The 24,652-nt window shown below is 49.7% G+C and carries 15 protein-coding genes; 2 read left to right on the forward strand and 13 right to left on the reverse strand.

Translation table 11 applies throughout. The annotated features are described in order from the left end of the window. The 10 genes from rpe to LLG46_04895 form a co-directional block, all read right to left on the reverse strand. Nucleotides 1-687 (reverse strand): ribulose-phosphate 3-epimerase, encoded by a 687-nt coding sequence (gene rpe, locus LLG46_04850; GenBank protein MCE5322631.1) that lies wholly within the window; start codon nt 685-687, stop codon nt 1-3. A gap of 2 nt (nt 688-689) precedes the next feature. Beyond that, nucleotides 690-2,363: a protein kinase gene (locus LLG46_04855; protein ID MCE5322632.1), complete on the reverse strand. Its 1,674-nt coding sequence runs from the start codon at nt 2,361-2,363 to the stop codon at nt 690-692. 208 nt (nt 2,364-2,571) lie between these two features. Continuing rightward, on the reverse strand, nt 2,572-3,669 hold the full coding sequence (aroB, locus tag LLG46_04860) for a 3-dehydroquinate synthase (protein MCE5322633.1): 1,098 nt from the start codon (nt 3,667-3,669) through the stop codon (nt 2,572-2,574). Nucleotides 3,670-3,748: 79 nt separating this feature from the next. Continuing rightward, complete coding sequence (locus LLG46_04865; protein ID MCE5322634.1) at nt 3,749-5,452, reverse strand: secretin and TonB N-terminal domain-containing protein; 1,704 nt, start codon at nt 5,450-5,452, stop codon at nt 3,749-3,751. A 53-nt stretch (nt 5,453-5,505) separates the two neighbouring features. Next, on the reverse strand, nt 5,506-6,159 hold the full coding sequence (locus LLG46_04870) for a hypothetical protein (protein MCE5322635.1): 654 nt from the start codon (nt 6,157-6,159) through the stop codon (nt 5,506-5,508). A gap of 111 nt (nt 6,160-6,270) precedes the next feature. Then, on the reverse strand, nt 6,271-7,032 hold the full coding sequence (locus LLG46_04875; GenBank protein MCE5322636.1) for a hypothetical protein: 762 nt from the start codon (nt 7,030-7,032) through the stop codon (nt 6,271-6,273). A gap of 30 nt (nt 7,033-7,062) precedes the next feature. After that, nucleotides 7,063-7,770: a hypothetical protein gene (locus tag LLG46_04880; protein ID MCE5322637.1), complete on the reverse strand. Its 708-nt coding sequence runs from the start codon at nt 7,768-7,770 to the stop codon at nt 7,063-7,065. Between the two features lie 32 nt (nt 7,771-7,802). After that, nucleotides 7,803-8,564, reverse strand: coding sequence for a hypothetical protein (locus tag LLG46_04885; GenBank protein MCE5322638.1), 762 nt, complete (start codon nt 8,562-8,564; stop codon nt 7,803-7,805). Between the two features lie 29 nt (nt 8,565-8,593). Further along, a complete protein-coding gene (pilM, locus tag LLG46_04890; GenBank protein MCE5322639.1) occupies nt 8,594-10,234 on the reverse strand; it encodes a type IV pilus assembly protein PilM in 1,641 nt (546 codons plus the stop codon). Nucleotides 10,235-10,360: 126 nt separating this feature from the next. Beyond that, nucleotides 10,361-18,184, reverse strand: coding sequence for a PQQ-binding-like beta-propeller repeat protein (locus tag LLG46_04895; GenBank protein ID MCE5322640.1), 7,824 nt, complete (start codon nt 18,182-18,184; stop codon nt 10,361-10,363). 267 nt (nt 18,185-18,451) lie between these two features. On the opposite strand from LLG46_04895, the gene LLG46_04900 reads away from it, so the two are divergent. Both LLG46_04900 and LLG46_04905 read left to right on the forward strand, forming a co-directional pair. Next, entirely contained in the window at nt 18,452-19,408 is a 957-nt protein-coding gene (locus tag LLG46_04900; protein ID MCE5322641.1) for a Gfo/Idh/MocA family oxidoreductase, read from the forward strand. Continuing rightward, the gene (locus LLG46_04905) at nt 19,393-20,394 is read left to right on the forward strand and encodes a Gfo/Idh/MocA family oxidoreductase (GenBank protein MCE5322642.1); all 1,002 of its coding nucleotides are present in this window, start codon (nt 19,393-19,395) and stop codon (nt 20,392-20,394) included. The genes LLG46_04900 and LLG46_04905 overlap by 16 nt, the downstream gene beginning before the upstream one ends. A 280-nt stretch (nt 20,395-20,674) precedes the next feature. Here LLG46_04905 and LLG46_04910 read toward each other — a convergent pair whose 3' ends face one another. The 3 genes from LLG46_04910 to LLG46_04920 form a co-directional block, all read right to left on the reverse strand. Further along, a complete protein-coding gene (locus LLG46_04910) occupies nt 20,675-21,907 on the reverse strand; it encodes a hypothetical protein (GenBank protein ID MCE5322643.1) in 1,233 nt (410 codons plus the stop codon). Nucleotides 21,908-22,369: 462 nt separating this feature from the next. Next, on the reverse strand, nt 22,370-22,813 hold the full coding sequence (locus LLG46_04915) for a pyridoxamine 5'-phosphate oxidase family protein (GenBank protein ID MCE5322644.1): 444 nt from the start codon (nt 22,811-22,813) through the stop codon (nt 22,370-22,372). A 173-nt stretch (nt 22,814-22,986) separates the two neighbouring features. Beyond that, complete coding sequence (locus LLG46_04920) at nt 22,987-24,120, reverse strand: Gfo/Idh/MocA family oxidoreductase (protein ID MCE5322645.1); 1,134 nt, start codon at nt 24,118-24,120, stop codon at nt 22,987-22,989. Nucleotides 24,121-24,652: the final 532 nt, after the last annotated feature.

Consider the following 24,652-nt stretch of genomic DNA (forward strand, 5'->3'; position numbering starts at 1 on the left):
TCATATTTCCCCGACTAAAAGCGCGCTCTCGGCTGCAGACCTTATATCTGCACAGGCCTGCATAATACCCTTGCAGTTGCCGAATACGGAAGAACCCGCGACAAGCACATTTGCCCCGGCTCTAACGACTTTCGGAGCAGTGTTCACATCGATGCCCCCGTCAACCGCTATATCTATGTCAACGCCTGCTTCTTCAGCCATTTCACGTGCTTTGGATATCTTGGGCAGCATTGTCTCAATAAAGCTCTGCCCGCCAAAACCGGGGTTTACGGTCATAATTAAAACTACATCCAGGTCGGTTATTACATTTTCCAGGACACACAGTGGTGTGTGTGGGTTCAATGCGACTCCGGCAGGCACGCCCAGTGCCTTGATGGAACCAATGGTGCGGTGCAGATGCTTGCAGGCTTCGGCATGAACCGTGATCTCGCTTGCTCCCGCACTCACAAAGTCTTCGATATAGCGCTCGGGCTGCTCGATCATCAGGTGCACATAAAGCGGCATGCTCGTGATCTTCCTGACCGCCTTCACCACCATCGGACCGAATGTGATGTTCGGGACGAAGTGGCCGTCCATGATATCGCAGTGAAGCCCGTCCGCCCCACCCTCCTGAGCCGCCATTACATCCTTGCTCAAATTGCTAAAATCTGCCGACAGCAGCGACGGCGCAATTATCAATCTGCTCATACTCACTCCTGGCTGCCGCCTCCAGCCGAAAACTCCTTGACCAGTTCTCCACCCACATATACTTTAATGGATGCATTGTCGCCATATGCGGTCACGGTCTCGGTAAAGCGGTCACCGGGACTGCGGTTTTCAGAATATGCAGTCGTCTCACCACGGCTGTCGTCGACCACTATCTGGACCTCCTGCTCGCCATCGGCATCAGCGGGAACCTCGACTTTGACTTTATAGCGATGCTGCCTTTCGGACGAAGCTGGTGTAGTTGTATTTTCGTTCTCATCATCCTCCGGCTTGGAACCATTGCTTAAAACAATATCTATTGCGCTGCCGGGAGCACGCTTCACACCCTCTGGCGGATCTTGAGAGATAACCGTGTTTGCTGGCGCACTCTCACTGTATTCCTGCTTCACCCTGCCTATGGTAAAACCTGCATGTACGGCGGTCTCATTGGCCTGCGTTTCTGGAAGACCCGTGAGGTCAGGTATCTCAACCATACTCGGACCCGTACTTATCTTTACCTTTACTATGGGATTGTCCTTAGATACCGTTGAGCCCGTGGCCGGGTTTACATCACATATCTGACCCGCCGCATAGGTATCGCTAAAGGCTCTGCCATCATCGACGAGCTTGATGTTGTTTTCGTCCGCAATAAACTGCGCCTCATCCCATGTCTTGCCCAGCAGCGGAGGCACCTTGATCTGCGACTTGCCACCTATGACATACATCGTCATCCCAAGGAAGAGCACTACAACGGCCACAAAAACTACAACCAGCCAAATGAAGTTCTTTTTCAAGAGCTGCTCTTCGGATCGAGACTCGTCGGTGGGCGCGGCTATGTGGCGCGATGGGTTTACTACTGTTGGGTGGCCTGTCCTCATAGACTCGCTGACAGCCTTGATATCGGCAAGCATAGCCGAAATGCTTTGATAACGATCTTGAGAAGATGCTTCAATTGCACGCATTACAATATCACTCAGAGACTTGGGAATGGCAGTGTTTATTGAACGCGGAGGAGTAGGCACTTCCTTGACTTTCTTTAAAGCCACAGCTATGGCTGTTGCGCCACTAAACGGCAGTTGGCCTGTGAGCATCTCATAGAGGATAACGCCTATTGAATAGACATCCGCCTGAGGAGTCGGAGTCCCGCCCTCCGTGATCTCGGGCGCTTGATAGTGAACCGAACGCATTGCGCATTTGTCCGCCGCAGCTCGGCACCCGCTTACTGTTGGCCACAGACCGAAATCGGTCAATTTCACCTCGCCGTCGGGACTGACAATTATGTCCTGCGGCGCTATGTCACCATGGACAACACGGCTTGCATGCGCATACTCGACTGCAGTAAGCACTGGCAGAATGATATCCAATGCATTGGGTGCTGGTATTGGACCAGCTCTGCGAATCCGCTCCTTGACATTTGTCCCACGGGCAAACTCGCAAGCAACAAAAAACTCAGTGTCGGTTTGGTCCACATCAAGCACCCTGACAATATTGGGATGCGCAAGTGAAGCAGCACTGCGGTAGCCGGAAAGCATAGTTTGAGTGCAATCACTGTCCGCCCGCAGATCCTTTGCCAACACTTTTAATGCAACCAGACGGTTGAGCACCTTGTCGCGAGCCTTGTACACGGAGAAGACCGGTCCATCGCCCATCTTCTCTAAAACTTCGTACCTATGATTCACAATATGTCCTATCAAGTCTCAGATCTCCCGCGCCTCTTGCACGAAATCGCCAGCATGACCGATATAGCAGCACCAGTCATGCACAACCCAAGAACAACTATATATACGCATCGGCTCACAGACAGCAGTTCCAAAAACGGGCTCAGAACGAAAAGCACACCCATTAATATTATCCACACAGCAATCGCAATGTCCAGGATAAATCTCATCATGAGAACAATGCCTTGTGTTTGTCTATCGCACGAGCGATCATTTCGCGGTCTATGTTTGACACGATTCTGCACTCGCCTAACTTGACCGGCAGCGCAAGACGTATTGCGCCGCCCATAGTCTTCTTGTCCAGCTCGATTGCACTTATAACATCACTTGTATTCAGAGAAGCATCGAACTTCACCGGCAGGCGCATCTTGCTCAGAACCGCTGATATCTTATCTGTTATGCCCTGTTGCGCAAAGGAGTTTTCCTCGGCCAACAGCGCCTCGGTTACCATACCTATTGAAGACGCCTCGCCATGCCTGTACTTGCCATAACCACTCAGGACTTCTATTGAATGACCGAGTGTGTGACCGTAGTTCAGTATTGCTCTGATGCCCGACTCACGCTCATCAGACTGGACGACATCGCGCTTGATTTCCACTGACCTGCATACCGTATGTTCGAGTTTGTCCATATCCCGAGCCAGCAGAGCCTTGGCATTGGTGTCGATATAATCAAAATACTCCCGGTCGTAAATTATACCATGCTTGACAACCTCGGCAAAACCCGAACGCAGCTCGCGCATCGGAAGCGTGCGCAACGTCTCTATATCCATCACCACGGCTCTCGGCTGGTGAAAAGCTCCGACAAGGTTCTTGCCCCTGGGCAGATCGACCCCGGTTTTGCCGCCAACGCTTGCATCCACCTGGGCCAGAAGTGTCGTTGGAACTTGAACGAAATCGATGCCGCGCATATATGTGGCTGCGGCAAACCCGGCTATGTCTCCGATCACACCACCGCCCAGCGCCACTACAACACCTCGGCGGTCCATCTTCATATCCAACAGGCCGTCGTATATCCTGCTCACACTGTGCAGAGTCTTGAAGCGCTCACCAGTTGGTAATATTATCGTATGTGTGCGGATGCCTGCATGCTCAAGGCTCGCAACTACCTCCGCTGCATAATGTCCTGCAACTGTCGGATTTGAAATAACAGCTGCGGATGTTGGAGCGCACACGGAAGAGACGACCTCTCCCACACGTGCCAGGATTCCAGCACCTATCGTAATAACGTATGAGCGTTCATTTAGGTTAACACTGATTTCAGCCATTTTCCTAACAACCCGTGTACATGGAACAAAGGGGATTGCAATAGTGCAACCCCCTTAATCATATCATTACACTCTATGATTACGGAACAAGAGACTCGCCCACCACACCCGTGCCAGATGGAGAGATGATGGTCGGTGTAACAAAGATCAATAGTTCACGATCCTCGGTCGTGTTTGAGTGAGTTCTGAACAGACTGCCAACAATCGGCAGATCGCAGAGAATTGGAATACTCTTGTAGGAGTTGGAATCGGACTTCCTGACAAACCCGCCAATTACAACGGTCTCACCATTTGATACTCGCCTCTGACAAGACAGCGACTGCGTGCGCTCTTCAGGAATCTGAGTGCCGTCAGGACCTGTATATATAGTTCCTGTGTCAGCTACCTGCGGGTATAGAGTCATCGTAATCGTACCATCTCCGTTAACCCGTGGCAAAACCGCTAATATGCTTTGGATCTCGATATAGTTCACCGAATAGGAAGTGTTTGTGGTGCTGTCTGAAACTACCGTTACGCTCTGCCAATAAGGTATAACGTCCGATATCTGTATATAACCCGTCTGGTTGTTTATTGTCGAAATAATCGGTGAGTTGATAATCCGTCCGACTTCGCTCGTAAGCTGAGCTTTGAGCTGAGCAGTAAGGTTGCCACTGGTAAAACCGATGACTACATTGCCTTCAGGATTAAATGATGTGTTGAAACTCTCATTGATCCTTTCAAGGCTCCAGTCGATTCCGAATTTTTTGATGTCGGTTGTTGTAACCTCGATAAACTCAGCCTTGATCTGAACCTGCTTCGGAGGAACATCGAGCATACGTACGATCCTCTTGAAATCCTCGATGCCGTCCTCGGTGCCTTTTACGATGATCGAGTTATCAAGGTCGAATGGTTTTACATCATCTATTCCATCCGGCATGAGAAAACTGTCATTGCCGGATGTGCTGGATGAAGAAGGTGTGGCACCTTGCCTGGAGTATGGCGTCTGACCACCATAGCCGCCTTGATTATAATTGCCGCCGCCGGGAGCATAACCACCAGGTCGCATAGCACCTGCATTAGGATATTGCGATGCACCCGTCACTTGATCGGCTGCTCTTCCCGATCCACGGCTCAGACTGCTCGGATCAATTGACGGAACAACCGGCTGGCTGTTCTGATTTCGTATGTTCGACATGGGATCGAATATCTGACCGTCATTGTTGATTGTTGTCAACGGCCTGACTGTCTCCCTGATCGTATATCCATTACCAAAGCCTTCGGGACATATAGAGTCACAGTTGGGCAGCGGATTCCTGCCCTCCCATCCGATAAGCCTCAATAATTCACTGGGCTTGGAATGAATAAGCTTCACAACAACAACTTGCTTGTTCTGATTGCTCACAGATTGATATGCAGGAACCTCGACCGGAGGAAGCGAGGCAGCCACGTCTGTCAGCGATACAGCAGGTTCATCATCGATTGCTGCACCAATTATATATGTGCCGTCGTTTGTCTTTTTATAAGAAACTCCTGCACCCTTCACTACATAATCAAGCGCCTTCTCAATAGAAATATCATTCAGAGAAGCTGTTACCTTTTTATCCAGCTTGGAGTCATCCGCTATGACTATGTTTGTACCGCTCTGCTGGGTAAGCAGCATTACCACTTCCTTGAGCGGAAGGTCCTTGATTTGTAGTGAAATCGCATCCGCTGCGCCCGCAAGTATAAATACTGCGAGAGCCATTACGGCAACCAGCAAAGCCCTGACCCTTGATATATGCCATGGCTTTAATATTTGAAGCATCTACTATTTCCTCCTCCGGTTAAAGGGCACAAATCTTTATAATATTAAGCATCCTACCAGCTTCTGCCACTGCTGCCACTGCTGCTGCCCCAGCCGCCACTGCTGCCGCTGCTGCTACCCCAGCTGCCACCGCTGCTGCCAAAGCCGCCACTGCTGCCAAAGCCGCTGCTGCCGCCAATACTACCGAAACTACTGCTGCTGCCAAAACCACTCGTGCCAAAACCGTTAGTGTTGTTGGTATTACCATTCATCATATTGAGCAGCTCGCTCGCGCCGGTGTGGTTTAGTGCAACCTTGTCGATAATCGACTCGGATGTCGTGGTCGTATCAACCTGCGGAATCTCACTCTGAATATCGACGGGGCGATTCATATCGGTCTGCTCGGGCTTCTTGCTGATGATATAGATGCCGTTGTCAAGACGATATACAAGGCCGTTTGCCTTTACTAATGTCTTTAGCGCTACCTCGAAAGGCGTGTCCTTAACCGAAAATGATGAGACAACACCTGCCACCTGAGAATCAACAGCATAGCCGATGCCTGTGCCGCTGAACAACGCATCAATAGCAGTCTTTACATCAATATCCTTTAATTCAATAGTGACAGGCTCACCCTTGTCCGCTGCGGCAAAGCCTGCAGAACACATCAGCCCCGAGGCTGCTGCCGCTATTATCAGCGCAACAATTAACCCCTTTAATTGCTTGCCCATTTTAATCCTCCTGCGCATACTACACATACAATACCATATCTCAAGCTGAAGCCTACATTTGGTTTGACTTGCTATCACAAATCAAGGTTCCGCTTATGAGCATAGATCACTTCACATTGTCGGCGGCAGTCTGACTCCTCGCTGCTTTTGAGGTGCGCCACCGCCGATGAGACCTGTCTCACCCGAAACTGCACCCGTGCCAATATCGTTTTTTGGCGAGGAAGCCATTCTTACAACTATATATCTGGGTTTCTTATCCGTCGTCTTAAGGATTACCTTGTCCTGCTCTATCTTCTCAACAACCGCCAGGTGATCCTTCAGCTGCTGACCTGGCTGGACAATCTCAGTTGAACCATTTGTCTCTATGATCGCATAAACTCGCTTGTTAAGCAACAACCCTGCCATTCGCCTGACCGGCTGCTGAGCCTCTTGATATTCAGTCTTTTGTATATCTGTCTTTGGCAATAGAACAGTCGGAAAAGGAAAATCTGCAATCGGCAGTTTTCTCACAACACGCTTCTTCGGCGCCTTATAGCCTACGGGAAGAAACGGGTCAGACCTCCATGCCTCCATGGGAGTTGCGCCACTGGAAACCTGATCGCTCTGAGCCGGTTGAGCCGCTGTATTTGCATCAGGAGATGGGGATGCAGTTGGCTGCCCCATCATATTCGGGTCCGCGCCCTGCTGTCCCGTCATATTCGGATCTGTAGTAGGCTGTCCCGTCATATCCGGTGACGTCTGGGCTGCAGTGTCCTCGCTTGAACCACCACCGAAAATCATTGGACGAAGCAAAAACACAAACACAGCCACGATTATCACTGCCGCGATAACCGCGATTATCGGCTGGTTCTTTTTATCTTTAAGCCAATCCATTAAAGTTCAACTCCCAATATCAGCACCATCTTATGGCGCTCCAGGCATAGTCATACCAGGAGATGCACCTGCTGCATCCCCAGCTTCCCCTGTGCCTGCCATCTGAATCTTCTCGCCGCCCTTGGCAGCTGGGAAAATATAGCATGTAAGAGCATAACTCGCCGTAAGATTCGGACTAATCCCGCTAAGCATCGGCTGTGATACCATTACTAGTCTGCTGCAGTTGTTCCACCGCTGTATATTTGCCATCAGGTCCTTGAAGCTGCCCTGAACCACAACAGTGCCGAGCTGAAATACCAGCACATCCTGATCGAAGATTGCATTATTCGGATTTGCCGGGGGCGCCGGAAGCGAAAACTTGGCGTTTATTACCTTTACATTCTTGTCCTTTGCAAAGTTCTCAAGCAGTGGGCCAAGCGTGCTTATTTGCTCGTGCCAAAGTTGAAGCATGCCAAGATCGCGGCGGGCAAAGTTCAGGTTTGGCATGCGCTTTTTCATCTGTTCATTCATTATCTGCTGAATGCTATTTGTCTCGCGGATCGCATTGTTCAAACTCTGGATGGCCTGGTTCTCAGATGCCGAATTAGCAAGCGTGCATTTATCAACTCGTGCCTGAGCGGCTTTCACAGCCTCCTGCTTGGGCTTTACAAGCAGCATAAATACGCCGACAATTGCAAGAACGCATAGGAAAGCACCAATGATTATGACATGTATCTGTTTAAGTTTGGAAAAACTCATTATTATTCCTTACTAACCGTCCGCCGAATTAGTTATGGCATACCCGTTGCACCCGGCGCGCCGACAGGCGCTGAACCACCCGCTCCAGCAAACGAAGGAGCCGTTATGGGAGTCTTGAGCTTACACAACACAGTAAAGCTGATCCAACCCTTTTCCCCAGGAATATTCTGCATAGAAGAGCTGATCGCACTGATGCCGGCAAGAGATGACTGAGTGCCGGGATCAAACGATGGACCTGACATCTGCGGTGACATCTCTCCCGGCATACCGTTCGGAAAACCATTTGCCACACTGGCAGCGCCGGCATCGCCATAACCCGGAACACCGGAAATTGTAACCTCGGTAAAAAGGTCGGTTGCGCGATACATGTTCAGCAGGTATCTGCCCAAATAATCGAGGTTCTTCGTTTGAGCCGTGATTACCAACTGAGTGCCATCACAAGCCATGCCTGTATACATGACCTTCTCATAAGTCCACTTGGCAACATCGGAAAAGAGCTTTGGATATACACCGTTGAATTTGAGAACGGAATTGATAAAGTCAAGCTTATCCTTGATCGGCTTGACCGAGGCCTGCTGGTCGGCAGCCTGTTTTTGAATCCCCTCGACCCTGCTCTGCCATGCCTCTGCCGCCTGAGCTTCAGATTCCTTTTGGGATACCTGATTACCCAGGTTTGTGGAAAACACAAATCCGCCTACAATGATGGCGATCAGAACTACACCAAAAGCTATCGCTGTGTTTCTGATGACCGCCTTCTCGTTTATTGTACGCGGCAGCAAGTTTATTTTGATCATTTGCTTGCGTTACTCCATCGATCGACAATTCAGCCGATCATATCTCTAATCGCCAGACCTATACATACGGAAAAGACCGGCGAGATGTCCTTTAAATATTGCGGTGAAGCCGAAGGCACGTCTACCTTCAGATACTTCATCGGATCAGCAACTTCACATGGCACCCCAAGCTCTCTACTCAGAAACTTGTCCAACTTGGGCATTTTGGCCGTCCCTCCACACAGATATATGCGCTGCGGAGGATTGGCATACTTCGTGCCGTAATAATCAAGCGAACGTCGCAGTTCGACCGCAAGGTCCGTCAACACGCCCGAGATCGCTTTGAAAACATTCTCTTCCATCGATCCACTTCCAGCAGGCTTGGCCACCGGCACCGGCACAAGCACCTCTTCACCGGGATCGGCATTCCTGCTGGTGTCACTCAGATCGAAATTAGGCTCCACCTTTTCAGTGTCCATCGACGGCATTTCATCCTGGTCATCAAGGTCGAATGACGGCTTTATCTGTCCACTCGCAGGCTCACCACCACCCAGATCGAATGCCTGACCCTCGTCCTCCGGTTCGTCCGACCCTAAATCAAACGCAGGACTTGCTTGATCCGGTTCACCGTCAAGATCAAATGCAGGCTTTGAGGGTGCAGACTCGGGTGAACCGAATGTGATCCCGCCAAGCGCATCATCGGAGCCGAAATCGGGACCGTCGATAGTGTTTGCAAAACCTCCGGGCTGAACCGCCTCGGTGTCCGCATCTCCTGATACAGGAGTTGGGGCAGAACCGGGTTCGTCCATATCAAGCGTAAAACTACCGGCTGAATCCTCAGGACCAACCGAAGTGCCAAAAGAAGTCGGCTCAGAACCAAAGTCGAAACCACTCTGGTCATCGGCTGCACTGTCCGCAAAACCGTCCAGGTCCACCGCGGCGTATTCCTTCTTCGTAATCTCGGCCTGCTCAATGCTCTGACCAAGAGCCTCGGCGATTTCCTGCGTGAATGTAGCACCTGCTATGCCGAGCGGAGGACTTGGAAACGTGAGAATACCCTTTTCAAATATGCCGAGATCAGTGTTATGTGCCCCAATGTTGACGATGGCGACAACTTCGTCCTTTACGCCGTTGGTGGAAGTCTCCACAAGCGCACGGCTTGCAGCCAGAGACTCTATATCTATCGCCATGGGCTTAAGACCTGCCGCCATAAGCATCTGCACATGACTGTCTATCAGCTCCTGCTGCGCAACCGCAAGCAGCACTTCCATGTTCTGCGCGTTAGGATCAGCACTGGGCCGCTCCACCGGCTGAAAATCCATCACAATCTCATTCGGAGGAAACGGAACATGCCGCTCGACTTCCCATTTGATCGTCTCAGCCAATTCCTTGCCGCTCATCTTGGGAACATCAATAACACGAACGACTACCCGTGACTGCCCCGCCACAGAACTGACGCTCTTTTTCGTCTTTATTCCACTCTCGGCCAGCAGAGACTTAATTGCACTGCCCAGAGCCTTGGGGTCGACAATTACTTCGTTTTCCACCACACCTTCAGGTAGGGGAGCAATGCCCAGACCAGTTATGGCTATCCCGTCCTTGGTTTTCTTGGCCTCGGCTACCTTGATCGTATCTGTGCCGATGTCCAAACCTACAACTGCGGAAGGCGCGGATTTGGGTGACGGACTCATATATAATTCCTAATCTCCATTAACAACATGCACGAGGAATATCGTAGCATCAAACACAGCAGAATGTCAATAAAATTACCTCCGGCCCCGCACATATGCACGGGGCCATCGGTATTACAAACCGAACTAATCGGCGGCAAAGCTCGGACTCACTGTTTCCCAGAACAAATCGGAGGTGCCGCCACGGGTGCTTGTCCAAAATACCCATATCTTTGAAGAAGTTGGAGCCACGAAAGTTCCACTTGAGTTTGGATATCCTGGGTCCGCAAATGCATATATGCTGTCTTCATTGACATTTCCGTCCGCAGAAAAGCCCAAAAGCGACTGCTCGGGTGTCTCTTCAATCCAATATATGTCCTTTGCAGTCACAGTCACCTGCGAGCCTGTACCACTCGATGAACTGGGTGTATACTTGATCTTAATATCGGCTGGAGGATTATCAAACAACGCGCCATTTAATGACTGATAACGCTCGTCGACCTCACTGAAATATATCTTGGTCCCTGCTCGATTTACCTCCCATGGACCACGGGCATTGTCGATAGCCAGGTCAGCCGAAGGGTTGACATGACCCACGGAAGCTCCCGAAACACTGCGCTGCGTAACCATCGGAATTGGGTCATAGCCCAGCGCCGCTAGGTCAATGCCGACACGATAGGTCTTGTAGTATATAGTGCTGGTCTTGACACCGGTCCCCGCTTTGCGCCAGAACACCCACAACCTGTCTACCGGCGCACTCGTGCCATCGAATTTGCACAAGCCGGGGTTTGTCGTCGAGTTCATGTCAGTGCGCTCGATAAATGCCCTGGGACTGTTATCGACAGCATCATCAGTGGTCAGACGCCAGGTCAGAGGAGTATAGTCCGCACGAACCTCCGGCGCAATGAAACTGTCACCGTCCTTGACCTCGTTAAGAGGCTGCGTGAACCGGACTACTCCACCCGAAAAGTCGATCAACATCTTGCCCAATATTGCCGTTGTCTCAGCACTGGCATATTCGTAAGTGTATATGCCGGTCGCTTCATCGTATGTAATGCTGGGTGCTGAGGCTGCTACTACCTCGGTCCCGTCATTCCAGTCATCACCATCATTCACAGACCTGATGCTGCCGTCAGTGGCGCTTACTATGTATTCGCTGCTAATCGTGGTCCCGTCAGGCAAAGTGTAGCCCTCGGGCAGCAGCACATGTATATAAGGCACATCGGTTGAGGATGCAGTATATTCGTCCCTGCCCCAACTGTCCGCAACAAGCGATGTCATATCCGGCTTTATCCACGACAGATGCTGCGAGGCATAGAACCCGTATTTGGGATCGCGCCTGAGCTTCTCGTTAAAGACTCTGGGCATGGACCGAGCGACTTTGCTCGGCAGAGCATTGCTCAGTGCTTCCTTAATGGTCGCATCAGTCTGGTTGTTGATGTCATTCTGATTTGCAGCGATATAACGACTCAGCAGTATATCAGAGTTCTGGGTGTACTTGCTCGTCCCCGCGTAGATGACATCCAGAAGCTCCTTGCAGCCGGAATAGTCCGGGCTAGTGTTCAAGTCACCCCAGAAACGGCGGAATATGCAGTTTGGAGCACTTACCGAAGACAGACAACCCGACACGGCAAGCACATTGTCATCAGCCCATCCGTCTATCGAAAACTTTGATGTATCGTTTGTCGAATACATAAGCGAGAGCTTGCCGTCATTCTCGCCCTGCCAGAACATCCAGGCTCTGTCACCATAAATAGCCATACTTGGTGAGCGCTTGATCGTAATGGGATCATGCTTGATATAGTTGATCGTGGCATCTTCGGAAGTGACGTCGCCTCCGGTAACATTCGTATAGAAGATCAAATGATCCTGTGTGACTTTATTGTCGCTGTTCTCTACATCGGCGTCACCTGCCCACGCCAGCCACGTGGGCCACGTGGAATTTGCGCTTCCTGATGAACTTGAGCTTGGAGTGTAACCGGTTACCGAGTCGGATGTGAGCCTGTTGGCTATTGAAGGCGAATGGTGACGAACCGAATAGAAGTCAGTGTCACTGCCGCCCAGTGTCCACCTCATAGGAGTAGACACATCAGTAGGCCACTGCTTGCCAGTAGGCGGCAGTATGGAATTCGATGAACCTGCTGTCGGCACGGACCACCATCGATTCTCATCAGCCTGTTCCCACTTACCACTATCCCAGTTTAATGTGGCACGATCGATAAACCATGGCGCATTGGCAAAGTCTGTGCTGTTGGAATCATTGGCACTCGTTGGATACTCGCTGCTGCTGGCCAGCATCCTGTTGCTTGACCAGAATAAATAGATGCTTCCAGAAGCCGGATCCCTGAATGCAGCGGGAGTGGAATCACCCACTCGCGGCGTCAAATTGGTGCCCGAATCAGGAATATCGATCTGCGGCAGAGTCAACTTGGTGACACCGCCCGTGAGCTGGTTTTCACGTACGCTTAAATTGAGCTGGAAGCTGGTCTCGGCTACAGGCTCTGATTTCAAGTCAAGAACACCATCTCCATCAAGGTCGGCAAACACAGGCACGTAAGGCAGACCATATGCCAAGTCATAACTGCGATATGCTCCTATCGGCTGAGTCAACGGCACCTCCACGCTCACCTTCACAGGCAGCGGCTCGTCTGTATCGAGACTCGTGCCGAACGCGCTGTTGAGATTGGTCAGCACACCTTCGGTATAATCCTTGGTGTAACGCGTGGTGCTCTTGTCATAGAAGTTCATATCCCATTTACGCTTGTCGGGTATCGTCATTATACTTGGGTCGGGATCGCCTACCTTGGACTTGGTGAGCGTATAGCAGTAGGCATTTGAATTGGCAGATGCCGAGTTTATATCTAACGATGTGATCGATGTTGTAAATGGAGATTCCTTGAAGTCCTGGAATGGGCTGTCAGCGCTCCAGTCCAATGAACTTGTAATGCAGTTATAGGGAACCGGAGAAATTGAACCTGCCTGATCGCTGTATAGGCGAACCTGGCGGCCTATATACATATCGGGTATGTTCACATTGCCCGCATTCTTGATGGTGACTTCCTTGAACCACTGAGAAACATCCGGATTCGGATTGTATGGGCTGAATGCCTGAGCATCAGTTAGACCTAAACCCAGTCCATGAGGCGTACGGCCAATATCGATAGTCTGCTGCTCAACCTCAATCTTTGGATCGGGCGGGACCCTGACGCCGCAGGAAAACCTGCGATACGCTTCCTGATAGGTGGCGGGTTTGCCGATGGTCACATTGCCGGAATCCCACTTCCCATCACCATCCGAATCAATATAAGTCTTCATACGTTTGCTGTAACCCGAGTTTGATTTGCCTGCACCATAAATATTGGCGGGTTGGAAACGCGGCACATCAATCGATACATACACCGCATCAGGCCGCAAAATACAATCATCGTACTCCAATGGAGGCTTTATACTGGATTCACCGGACTCATATACGCGCGGCAGTTCGGTGCTGCCGTTTGAAGGATCAGCGCCATCGCTGGCCTTCTGATAACTTTGATGCTGCTTTGAAATATTCGGGTAATCAGCCGAACCTATGCTGAACTCCCAGGGGAACTTGACCCCGCCAGAATATTTAATTGCAGTCTCACCACCATTCCAGCCAAGCTCGTCAGCACTTATTCTGAATCTGCCTAGTTTATACCAATTCCCCGACTTGCTTTGATTAGTGCCGGTCGCGCTCCTGTCCATTACCCAAAGCCGCGCCTGACGCGAAGTGGTGCCATGGTTTACCGCCCACAGGTCGACTGTCGGCAGAATGCTATTGCTGTACGTGTTGGTTGTAGTGCCTGTAGTTAGATCTGTGGTAGTATCCAGCTTGGCATTGCCGTTATAATGCGCCTCTGGATCGTTTCTGGACTTGCCGTATGAACCCCAGGCAGTAACGCTCGTAGCGCGGAAATCAGTTGTAGTGCTACTGGAGTTCGGCCAGGCAATCGAAACATTAGTGCTGCTTGTTTTTCCGGTAATCCAGCTATTGTCATCATAGGTTTCCCCCTGGTCGTCCATGATGGCAAGGGGATTGTTTACACCAATATCCTGCTCCTGATATACCTCGTCCGCAACAAATGGTGTCGGCGGATTACCCGAAATCAGGCGTGCGATGGGATAGGTCTTTGTGGTGTAAGAAGACGACGATGTGGTGCCGTCCCTGCTGGTGACAGATATCTTTAATGTCCATCCCGGACCGGGACTCGGCGGATCATTGTTGTTGGACCGCTTGTAGTTGATCTTGAGAGCAAGATATGCATAGGTGCGTCTGACAGTCTTGCCGTTGCTATCCCTTAACAAAGGCGCAAAATCATCGCCGGTGCTGCCATATAAAACATTGTATTCTTTGACTTTGAACCTGGTGCTCGTCGTGATGCTGCCCGCACTGGAACCACCGCTGGCGTTCGCCATTGACAGCTTAAACGCAGAAGAACCCCTACCCTTGAGATTTTTCCTGGCCGGCAGGTTCCACAGGATGATGTTGATTGTTTCGCCCCACTCAAAGTAGATAGGCGTGTCATTGGTACGGGCACTGCCGCCAAAGTAAAATTTACGCTGCTCCTTGGCGGCATCCTTCAGCAGGTTGTCCACATCCATATCGAATGCTGTACCCGTGCTCGTCGGCACGTTGGTAATCATTTTCATATCCGGGCTTACTATCCATTCATTGCCGGAAGTGTTGTAGTGATACCAAGCATTTGTGTCTGAGGAGTAAGGTGTGTAGTATAAGGTGGTAGGATTGCCGTCAGGGTCCGTGCTGGGCTTTGTTCCCTTAGGATTAGGCTCGTTGTTAACGGAATTCTGATAAAAGTCATTCTTGAAAATCTCGCACTGGACCTCAGGATCAGATTCCAAGCCCTCGGACTTCATCGAGTCTTCAGGGAACGGCCAGTAACCACCAGCCCAACTGCCGCCCCACGCACCGCCATAATCCGAAAAAGCATACACCCGACCATCCGAGCAGCCCACATAAACATAACTTATCGGGTTACTTGTAGTCCCGTATTTGAACGGCGTGACGTTGGGCGACGAGAAAAGCTCGCCCATTGTCTGGAAATACTGATAGTTCTTGCCCTTTCTATTCTTTTCATTTCCGCCAGGGGAAAGATCCGCCTGCGTTGCATTCGGATTGGATGAGTCAAAACGCCAGTCGCTGCGGCCTGAGTTGGCGCTGAGCCAGTAGAGTCTGCCCTCCATGTCACCGGCATACATGGTCATTGTGTTTTCCACGCCCACACTCGCCTTGTCCGATGACCGCGTGTAATAGGTTGGGTCTTTGCTGGCAGGCGCAGCATCGAACGCAACCGACCCCTGGATCGGAGAAATGCTAAATTCAGTGTAATCAACACCACCATGAATTTTGCGAGTGCTCGATGTGGGATATGATACGTATAGACGGCGGTTGTCCAGATCAACCCCGGTTTTTTGCGCATTGAAACTGTAAACAGTGCCGTCAGTGCTGCCTATCCATGCACGATGCAGTTCAGCGGATCCATTCACTGTCTTGCCATCCGAAGCATCGCCGACAACAGTGGTCGAATACCTGAATGCGCCGAGAGGCTCAGTATCATTGTCTGGATATCTCCAAATCAGGCTGCCATCCGTTGCATTGATACTGTAGAAATAGCCGGTTACCGAGCCGATAAAGAGTTGACTGGTTGAGTCGTCTATAGTCGGAGTCGAGGTGAAACCACCCACAGTCACTTCGTCTCCAAATGAATCGGATTCAGCCTGGTCGAAATACGTCCACACTTCGCTGCCGTCTGATGTATTGAGGCAATAGATATGGCCGTCAAGAGCAGCAACAAACAGATGCCCTATGCTGTTCTTAAACCAATAAGTCGGAGTGGCACCAATCGAGCCAAGCGGGTCTGCATCCGCATCGCTCGGTTCCGTAATCTCAGCCTTGGTCCGAATCTTCGGATAGACCCATTTGACCTCGCTGAGATTGTCCTGCTGCAGGCCGTCTGCGCTGAAAGAGATTACTCTGCCGGTTGCAGTGACGGCGAAAATGGTGTCGGCGATCATGTTGGTCGTATCTGTGCCGGTGACATCATACTCATTCAGCGACTTACTGATATTGGCAACCGGACTGCAATAGCTGAATGTGCCTATGGTATCAGGGACTATCATTACAGCGTCGGAAACCACAGTCCTGCCTGAAGTAACCGGCTGGAGACTGACTTCTTTGACGTTGAAATATGAGGATCCGAGCTGCACCCATTTGCCCTGGTTTGATGTGCTCGATTGGTTGATTATTACAGTGGCTGTATCACTGCCATTGTATGAAATAACATATTTGCCTTTACCCCTTGCGGATGTTTCACCATAGCCGACAGGAGGTATCCAGGCATATACGCTGTATGACCAACCATCTCCCTGGCTGCTTCTCGACATTGCGAGCTTACTTGAATCAAAAGTCCAGCGTGTGACCGCAGTGGAATTGGTGGAGTAACGAATGCTGCCGCCGAAAGCGTCGTCTCGACTGGTTATTTCATTCCATCCGGTATCTGCCCGCTCGCCTACAGTCATGCCCGGGCCCTTCCAGAGAAGCTCGCCTGTTTCGGCATCCAGAGCGTAGACCTGTCTGTCGCAGCCGGTCATATAACACACCAGCGTGGTGGCACCGTTAATTGTCGCATGGGCAAGAGTGGGAGTGGAATAGAAACCGCCCTCTACCGGACCTTCAATAGGATTCTTGCGTTTATATTTATAAGCCGCATCTGGCTCCGGCTCCCATGACGGCTGCTCTTCATCCGGCTCAAGCACACGCGATGGATAGCGCCAGATGGCTGTGCCCAACCTCTCGGAAAGCTCCTCATATTGGGGGTTGTCGTCGAGCGTGCCGTTGATTGGAGTGACGGAGTTTACACAGTAGACCGCACCCGTATCAGGAGCATCGTCATCACTGACCAGCGGCTTTTCGACAGTTCCGATGTAGACCACTGGTGACTGCCCATTATAATCTTCCTGTTGCGTTTCATACTCGTCCGCCTTGCTGGAATCATGGGTCATGCAATATTCGACTGTGGCACTGACCGGCGAAGAATATATCTCCATGCCAGTGCCCCTGACGAACTTGACCGCATCGGCAGCAACACGAATTTCTACACTGCTCTGTGTATCATCATCATCGTCGTCGTCATCATCGCTGCTATCACTATTATCACTATCGGTCAGCATCTCATTGTAAGTCTGATCCGTCACATTGGTAAGCTCGACACCGTAATAGCTGGTCTTGGTCTCGTCCTTGAATGAAAACTGACTGTCGCTTAAAAGCTGCCAGCCGCCTCCATCAGACTGGTCGAAAGTTATCTGGGTGCTGCCGGTGTCATCGTAGACTGTATAAACGGCCTTGGTGGTAAATGAAAAATTCTCATCATCTGGAGCAGTCGGGACCCATACATATATGTAATAGTAACCCAACTTCATAGTGGATTCTTCGCCGCCATACGGAAAAGTCCAGCTCGCTGTGTCTATTTTCCAGGTCTTTGAGGTGATGGAAGTATAATTCGAGGGAACGGCACTCATTGAATGATAGCCATATTCTACAGAGTTGTCGCTGTATTCATCGTCCTCATCATCCAACACATATTTGTATGACCAGGCATCTTCTGCGGTGCATTCATCCCAAATACCTTTGTCGGTATGAAAATGACTGTAACCTGTTTTGGGATTGGATTCGGTGTCATCAACTGCGGACTCAAGTTCAGAGGCATAATCTGCATCGGGGCGTGGAAAGACCCAGATTATATCCAAAGAAGCTGGATTCTCCAAGTCGCTCGAATTCGGATTGCGCCCGATATGCATCATGTCTGCATGAAACTCAGGCCACACCGGCCACGAATCGGATACCGTGTCCGCACGCCCGGCGTTGGCCAATATTATTACCCAGACTGCTATGATGACTAATGGAATAAGATAACGAACTCTGCTTCCCTTCATCAGTCCCTCCACATACACATGCCTATGAAATTCCACTTATTTCGACTTTGCCGATATATCAATTGTTCCGTTCCTGGGCTCATATAGCAGCCACACATTATACCATGTTATAGGCAGGAAGTTAGAAATTGAAAGATGTTGTAGACTTTTTGCGCCGGAAAGCTTGCACTGCGAAACATCAGATGCTATATTATAAAGTCCATTGTTGGGCTGCCATATAAAGTTTTTGCTCATGCAATGCAAGAGCATTCTAAAAGAGATGAAAATATGAAAGTTGCAATAATCGGAATCTGTGGCGCAAACGCCAGAAAACACCTGAACTCATACAAAGAACTAGATGAGCAGATAAGCGTAGTAGTTGACACAAACCCGAAAGGTCAGTTGATAGCCGATGAACTAAACTGCACATTCCTTGACGACTACGCAAAACTGGATGCCTCGATGGCTGAGATCGCCAGCGTCAGTCTGCCTCCGTATCTGCATGCACGGGTCGTGGAACACCTGATATCAAAAGGAATACATGTTCTGTGCGAAAAACCGCTCCCATTGACTGCAAGCGAAGGACAACGGCTGAAAGGCATTATCGAAACCGGCAAAGTCAGCGTTATGGTGGGCTTTTGCCTCAGATTCAGCAAAAAATTTATGGCCATACGCGAGTTGATTGAACAGGGAAAGATCGGCACCCCAGTCCAGATCAGGTCCAGATACAGCGCACCAAGCGCAATAGAGGGATCTTGGCGCGCCGACCCCGATATGGGCGGCGGGATAATGCTCGTCAACAGTGTCCATTATTTCGACCTTGCACCATGGCTTATTGGCAGCGGAGTGATGTGTATCGATGCATATGGAGATTCTGCGTTCCACGGGCAGTCTGCTGAAGATAACGCCCACATCATTCTCTCACACGAGAACGGATGCAAGACTATCATCGACGCAAATTACTGGAACGTCAACTCATCGACCACCGAATTTGAAGTCATTGGCACCAAGGGCAGAACGTTTATTCTCCAGAATACAGTGATTATGGAGAATTCGGACGGCACCGATAAGATCGAAATCGAAAACGATAAAATGTATCTCGCCGAGGTGAGTCATTTCATCGAATCGGTGAAGTCCGGCAATGCTCCACAACCCGGCATATCCGAAGGAATAAACGCTGCCATACTGGCGGAAAATGCAGCACTGTCCATGAAACGAGGAGAACGAATATGGCTGAAAGACTGAAAATCGCTTTTGCAGGCGCCAGGCATTTTCATGCAATGATGTTTCTCAATACGATAAAAAAAATGCCTCATGAGATTGTGGCAATTGCGGATGTGGACACAGCATTCATAGAAGAAAAGTCAGCCGCATTCGGGTGCCGCGGATACAACGATTACAAAGTCATGCTCGACACGGAAAAACCCGACTTCGTCTTCTCATTCGGCAAGCATCGCGATATGGCAGGCATCCTGAAAGAAATATTGGCACGCAACATCCCCGTGTGCACAGAGAAGCCGATAACCGATGATCCAGATACTATGCGTTCACTCGCCGAAACCGCAAAGAAAAACGGCATCTACACAGACGTCGCACTGCCGTTGAGGTTCAGTCCGATCCTGCTCACTATCAACGCATTTCGAGAAAAACATGATATCGGGAAAGTCGTCCACTGTTATTTCAGGAACATGGCAGGTCCGGTTCAGAGGTATGTCGACTGGGGAAACGCCTGGATGATCGACAAAGAGCTGGCTCTCGGAGGCCCATTCATGAACGAGGGCGCTCACTACATAGACCTCTTCCTGCAAATAGCAGGACAACCAATCACATCTTCTATTGGATTTACGACCAATCATATATATGGCGGCTCGATAGACGACAATACCACGGTGGTCATGAATACGGCTGATGGCACTAGGTGCGTGATCGAGATATGTTACGGCTATCCCACTTCGAATAACTGGAGAGACCTGGCATGCGTGGTAAATACTGAAAACTACCTCTTCACCTTACTCGACAGAGAAGAACCCAGGGAATTCGCACTTGAGATAAGGTCGAGGATAGATAACCATGTTGAAACGGTGGACCTTTTGCCATATGAGCAAAGGGTATACAGAGTCTTCACTGAAGAGACGCTCAACAACTTCATAAGCGGCAAAGCCGGAATCGTTCCGTTCGATTATTACTGCGGCATCGTCGATGTTCTGGCATCTGTATACGGAAAACACTGATATAGCAACGCAAAACCCCGGCTCTCACATCGCCGGGGCTCTTATATATAGATACTTTGTTTTCAGTTGTTTGTTGGAGGAAGCGTGCCCTCCACAACGAATCGTCTGTGATTTTCTCTAGGTAAATCACGGTTGGTCGCTTGCATACCACTATAGTTTTTCACACCGGTATAACCAAATACAATCGTGCAATTTACTGACCGTAAATTGCTTAGGTCCAAAGACAGGATCGGCAGTGCCACTTCCTATCTCATAATGACTCATCTGCTCACTCAAACCTTTATAGTTCTTCGAGAATGCATGCCAAATCGTAGGATGGCGGGCTTGACAACGGGCAATTTAGATATTGTTGCGGCAAAGCATGTTTACACCTAAATCTATGGCGAAGGATATCGATTCCCTGAAGTGTTTTCCCGAATGGATCTTCACCTGCCTGTGGCCAGAGGCAGTCTTCCAGGCCCGGAACACGCTTATGGACTTGTTCCCACATTACGCTCACACCTTCGCCGCAAGCAATCCGGCCTATCTCCAGCAATATGGTGCCTTTGATCAATAGACAGCGAGTTGCGCACATGTACTGAAGTGATGCTTCACGCCATCCTCGCGCGCGAGCGCGAACCATCTGATAGCAACCGCGCTCGTCAAGATGCCACTGGATTGAGGCCAAAGCCCGCTCTGTCTCTTCAGGCGAGAGGTCGATTCCTATCGGAAGAGGAAGTGCTCGGCTTGCGATTCTCTCCACCTCATTGCCAATCAAGCCCTGTGGAAAGGAGATACTGTGGATCTGTCCTTCTAGCATTGCCCGAAGTTGTTGAAGCACAGCTTTGGACTCTTCACTGAGCCGTTCTGCTAGTGGCCATTGCCATTTGTGAAATGGCAGCAGAGCCTTCTCGCGATGGAACAGAAAGGGAAGCGTCCGCGAGACAATGCTGTATGCGAGTAGCCCAACGAAACGCTCCCGACATAGCATATCTAGTTCCTGAAGAACACAGCGTATATCTGCGAGTTGACTTGCACATTGCTTTGCAGCCCGCTCAGCCAGTCCCTCTGGCATTCGAGCTAGTGAGGCATACACAATTTGCATCTGACCACGCGGATCGTAGACGGGAATGAGGCTCTGGACCCAGTGTTGGTGACAATTGTAGAAGTTGTCCCAGCTTCCATTACCATCGAAAAGAATACTGACGCCTTCTCGCTGCCAAGTGCTGACTTTCACTCTCAGATTCACTTTCTTGCTCTGGCTGAACGTTGCTATCTCAGGACTGCTGTATGCCCAGTTCACCAATTCTGTTTCGTGGGCATTGTAATCGTCGGATGGAATGATGAGTAGTGTGTCAATGTCCGAATGCTCGTCGGCCAGTCCGTATGCTACAGACGAACAAATTGCGTAGAAAGCAGTCTCGATCAAGGCCGGAAAGTATCTTCGCAGGTGTGGCAGGACTATCTCCGGCCACGCATGTGCAGCGATCTCTCTGTAACGTAGACTGTGGTAAGTCGGTTCTATAACGCCCATAACATTCCTCTCCTTCAGTCTGTTCTCAGAGGAAGGTCATCAGTATAGACCGACTAGAAAACAAAACGCCGTCAGTCCAGATCTAGTCACACGTGGCCTACCGGCCCCATGAGCACGACCCGACTACGGCATATGCGTCGCATGGTCTCTCGTGAGTTAGAGAAACAGCATTCTTTTCTGAAATGCTAAACTGAATCGAGCGCCTTGTCAATAGCTGCGTGTAATTTCTCTGTTCAACCTTTGGAATTGCTCACAAAGTCGAGAAGAAGAAACAGAGAAAAACCGCGCAAAAGAGAACCATATGAGAGCGTCTTTGGTAACATACGCTCCAACCCAGCTCAAAGGGATTTGTTACAGACAAGACCGTATACAAAGCAAAACCACGCTCACATAGCCAAAATCTGAGCGTGGCAGAATGCAATCAGAGACGATTGGTTTCAGAAGCACCAGGAATAATCTATGTTATTCGCGGCATGCCTTTTTTTGATCAGGGTAAAGAATATCCCAAAACGGTTTGCCATCATATTTAAATAAGGTGATTTTTGTTGGTGTGCATTTAATTACTACATCATCTTCATGAGGTGGATAAAGACCAGCAAGATGAGGAAATTTTGCGTTATATATATTTTTGAATTCAGGATTATTACTGGGATGTCCACATATTGTGGCAATGGCTTCTATTTGCATGTTTCCAACAGCCAATGCTACTTGAGGGTTGATATTCATTTGCTCGTATTTTCTGCTTTTGTTGTTTGTTCCAAAATAAATGTCTAAACCATCATTTACATGGCACATTGTCCTTGCGGTTACTTTATCGTCTGATGATGTGGCCAAAACTACGGATTGTTCTTTTTCCAGAATGTGTATTATTTCTTCGCTTAATGCATCAAAATCAATAGCAATCATAGCGTCTCCGATCTGCAAAATTATTTAATTTAAGCAACTTATTTAATTATAAAGAATGCATTTATTATAACAACCCCATTAAGCTTGTCGAGTCCATTGCATTATGATGGAGGAGACATCTCTCCACAACAATTGTCAACGGTTTTCTCCCAAGTCCAGAGACCATTACAAGCTCATTCCTTTGTCGGAAGCCAACTAGACCAAACCTGTGGCTCCGTGGCTACCGGCTTGCCGGTAGCCACGGCTTGGACCATCATTAGGTGGAGGTAGTGATCTTGCGATGCCTCAGCTAGACTGTAGAAACTCGGGCCACCTTGGACATGTTCAGCCATCTTTTGAAGACCATGGGCGGCGGCAATTTCATCGTCAGACAGACAGGTAGATACAAAGGGATTGCGGTAGACCCATTTTTTTCCAAGAGTTATGCCTTCATGGTGACAGTCTTTGGGACAGCTCCAGGCGGAATTCGTTGTTTCCGAACAGATTCGATTGTTATAAATATCTCTCAGGTGCGCATCATTACCTGTGTCGTGACGAACTAGTTCCACAATTACAGGTTTAAAATCCTGGTCCAGGTATCGCACAGTTGTTCCACATATCTCTCCACGCTCTCCTCGCACCAAGACTCTAGATGCGCGTATTCGTGTATCATATTGAGAAAAGCAAAAATCGTATATACCTAACTTATCACCGAAGTCGAAGTGTGCCAGGGTTTGCTTTTCCTCTACTGTCTCTGCCCCCCCTTCTTCACGAACAGCCATGATCCCATTGAAGAAGCGCGTAGTTATGATTGCAGGTTCGAAATACACACCAAGAAGCTTACGCATAGGACTTATACCATGATAGTTATGCGCTGCAGAGACCTGAGCTTCAGTTATCCTGCCCAAGACACCTGATTCCACTACTGATATTCGAGCGGCGTGCATTGGGAATCGGTAGAACTGCTCTGACACCTGCACGTGTCTACCTCCCTCGGTTTGCTGATAGAGCCAAGTCAGCCCCTGCAGATCAGCGGCAGGAGGAGTTTCTGACAGAACAGGCATATGGAGGTCAAAAAGCCCCTTGATGATAGTAGGCGCTACTGCCCTAGGAACAGAGACTATCACAAACTCTGGCTTTGTAGCAACCAATTGTTCCATGCTGTCTGGAGTTGCCACTTTCCATTCCTGCGCAAACCTCTCCCTCTTCTCAGGATCGCGCACCAACACAGAAACCACCTCAAACAATTCCGGCAGTTTTCTGGCCAGTTGGCAGAAGAATCTAGATCTTCGTCCTGCGCCGACTAGCCCCAATCTGACCTTGCTCATCTAATCCTCCAAACGGTGAACACCGTCTTTTTTTCGACACACCGAGTCTCGCTTGCTGATAGTTATGCGACCTAAGCATGCATACGACATTCACTGTACGCCTCCCTTCTTTGTTCAAGGTAGCAACAGCTAGCAGTCAGATTACATATCACAGGCTTCTTTGTGCTCGTTCAAACCCAGTCCGAAGGAGTTTGCCACAGACTTGCTGGGCACAAATTGCAAAACCACGCTCATATTGTCAAAATACGAGCGTGGCGACGTTCATATAAATACGTTTAGGCCTCACACTGGAGATGAACCAAGCCCAACGTGTGCAGAATATATCAACCGGACAGCATACCATATATCTGCTACAATATAGTCCGCAGTAGTCCACAGAAGAAGTGCTTACAATTTACAACTACTGTGCAGTGTGCCACGTGACAGGAGAACACCATGAACCATGAGGTCCACAGGACAAGGATGTTCGGTTCGGCTTCTTGCCCTACTCAATAAACACGACAATTTTATATGAGCAACTATATGACGGACC

The sequence above is a fragment of the bacterium genome (assembly GCA_021371935.1).
In the GTDB taxonomy this organism is placed as follows: Bacteria; Armatimonadota; UBA5829; order UBA5829; family UBA5829; genus UBA5829.

Coding starts and splice junctions, on each gene's coding strand:
- rpe (MCE5322631.1), bottom strand. CDS start 687: ATGAGCAGATTGATAATTGCGCCGTCGCTGCTGTCGGCAGATTTTAGC.
- aroB (MCE5322633.1), bottom strand. CDS start 3,669: ATGGCTGAAATCAGTGTTAACCTAAATGAACGCTCATACGTTATTACG.
- LLG46_04865 (MCE5322634.1), bottom strand. CDS start 5,452: ATGCTTCAAATATTAAAGCCATGGCATATATCAAGGGTCAGGGCTTTG.
- LLG46_04870 (MCE5322635.1), bottom strand. CDS start 6,159: ATGGGCAAGCAATTAAAGGGGTTAATTGTTGCGCTGATAATAGCGGCA.
- LLG46_04875 (MCE5322636.1), bottom strand. CDS start 7,032: ATGGATTGGCTTAAAGATAAAAAGAACCAGCCGATAATCGCGGTTATC.
- LLG46_04880 (MCE5322637.1), bottom strand. CDS start 7,770: ATGAGTTTTTCCAAACTTAAACAGATACATGTCATAATCATTGGTGCT.
- LLG46_04885 (MCE5322638.1), bottom strand. CDS start 8,564: ATGATCAAAATAAACTTGCTGCCGCGTACAATAAACGAGAAGGCGGTC.
- pilM (MCE5322639.1), bottom strand. CDS start 10,234: ATGAGTCCGTCACCCAAATCCGCGCCTTCCGCAGTTGTAGGTTTGGAC.
- LLG46_04895 (MCE5322640.1), bottom strand. CDS start 18,184: ATGAAGGGAAGCAGAGTTCGTTATCTTATTCCATTAGTCATCATAGCA.
- LLG46_04900 (MCE5322641.1), top strand. CDS start 18,452: ATGAAAGTTGCAATAATCGGAATCTGTGGCGCAAACGCCAGAAAACAC.
- LLG46_04905 (MCE5322642.1), top strand. CDS start 19,393: ATGGCTGAAAGACTGAAAATCGCTTTTGCAGGCGCCAGGCATTTTCAT.
- LLG46_04910 (MCE5322643.1), bottom strand. CDS start 21,907: ATGGGCGTTATAGAACCGACTTACCACAGTCTACGTTACAGAGAGATC.
- LLG46_04915 (MCE5322644.1), bottom strand. CDS start 22,813: ATGATTGCTATTGATTTTGATGCATTAAGCGAAGAAATAATACACATT.
- LLG46_04920 (MCE5322645.1), bottom strand. CDS start 24,120: ATGAGCAAGGTCAGATTGGGGCTAGTCGGCGCAGGACGAAGATCTAGA.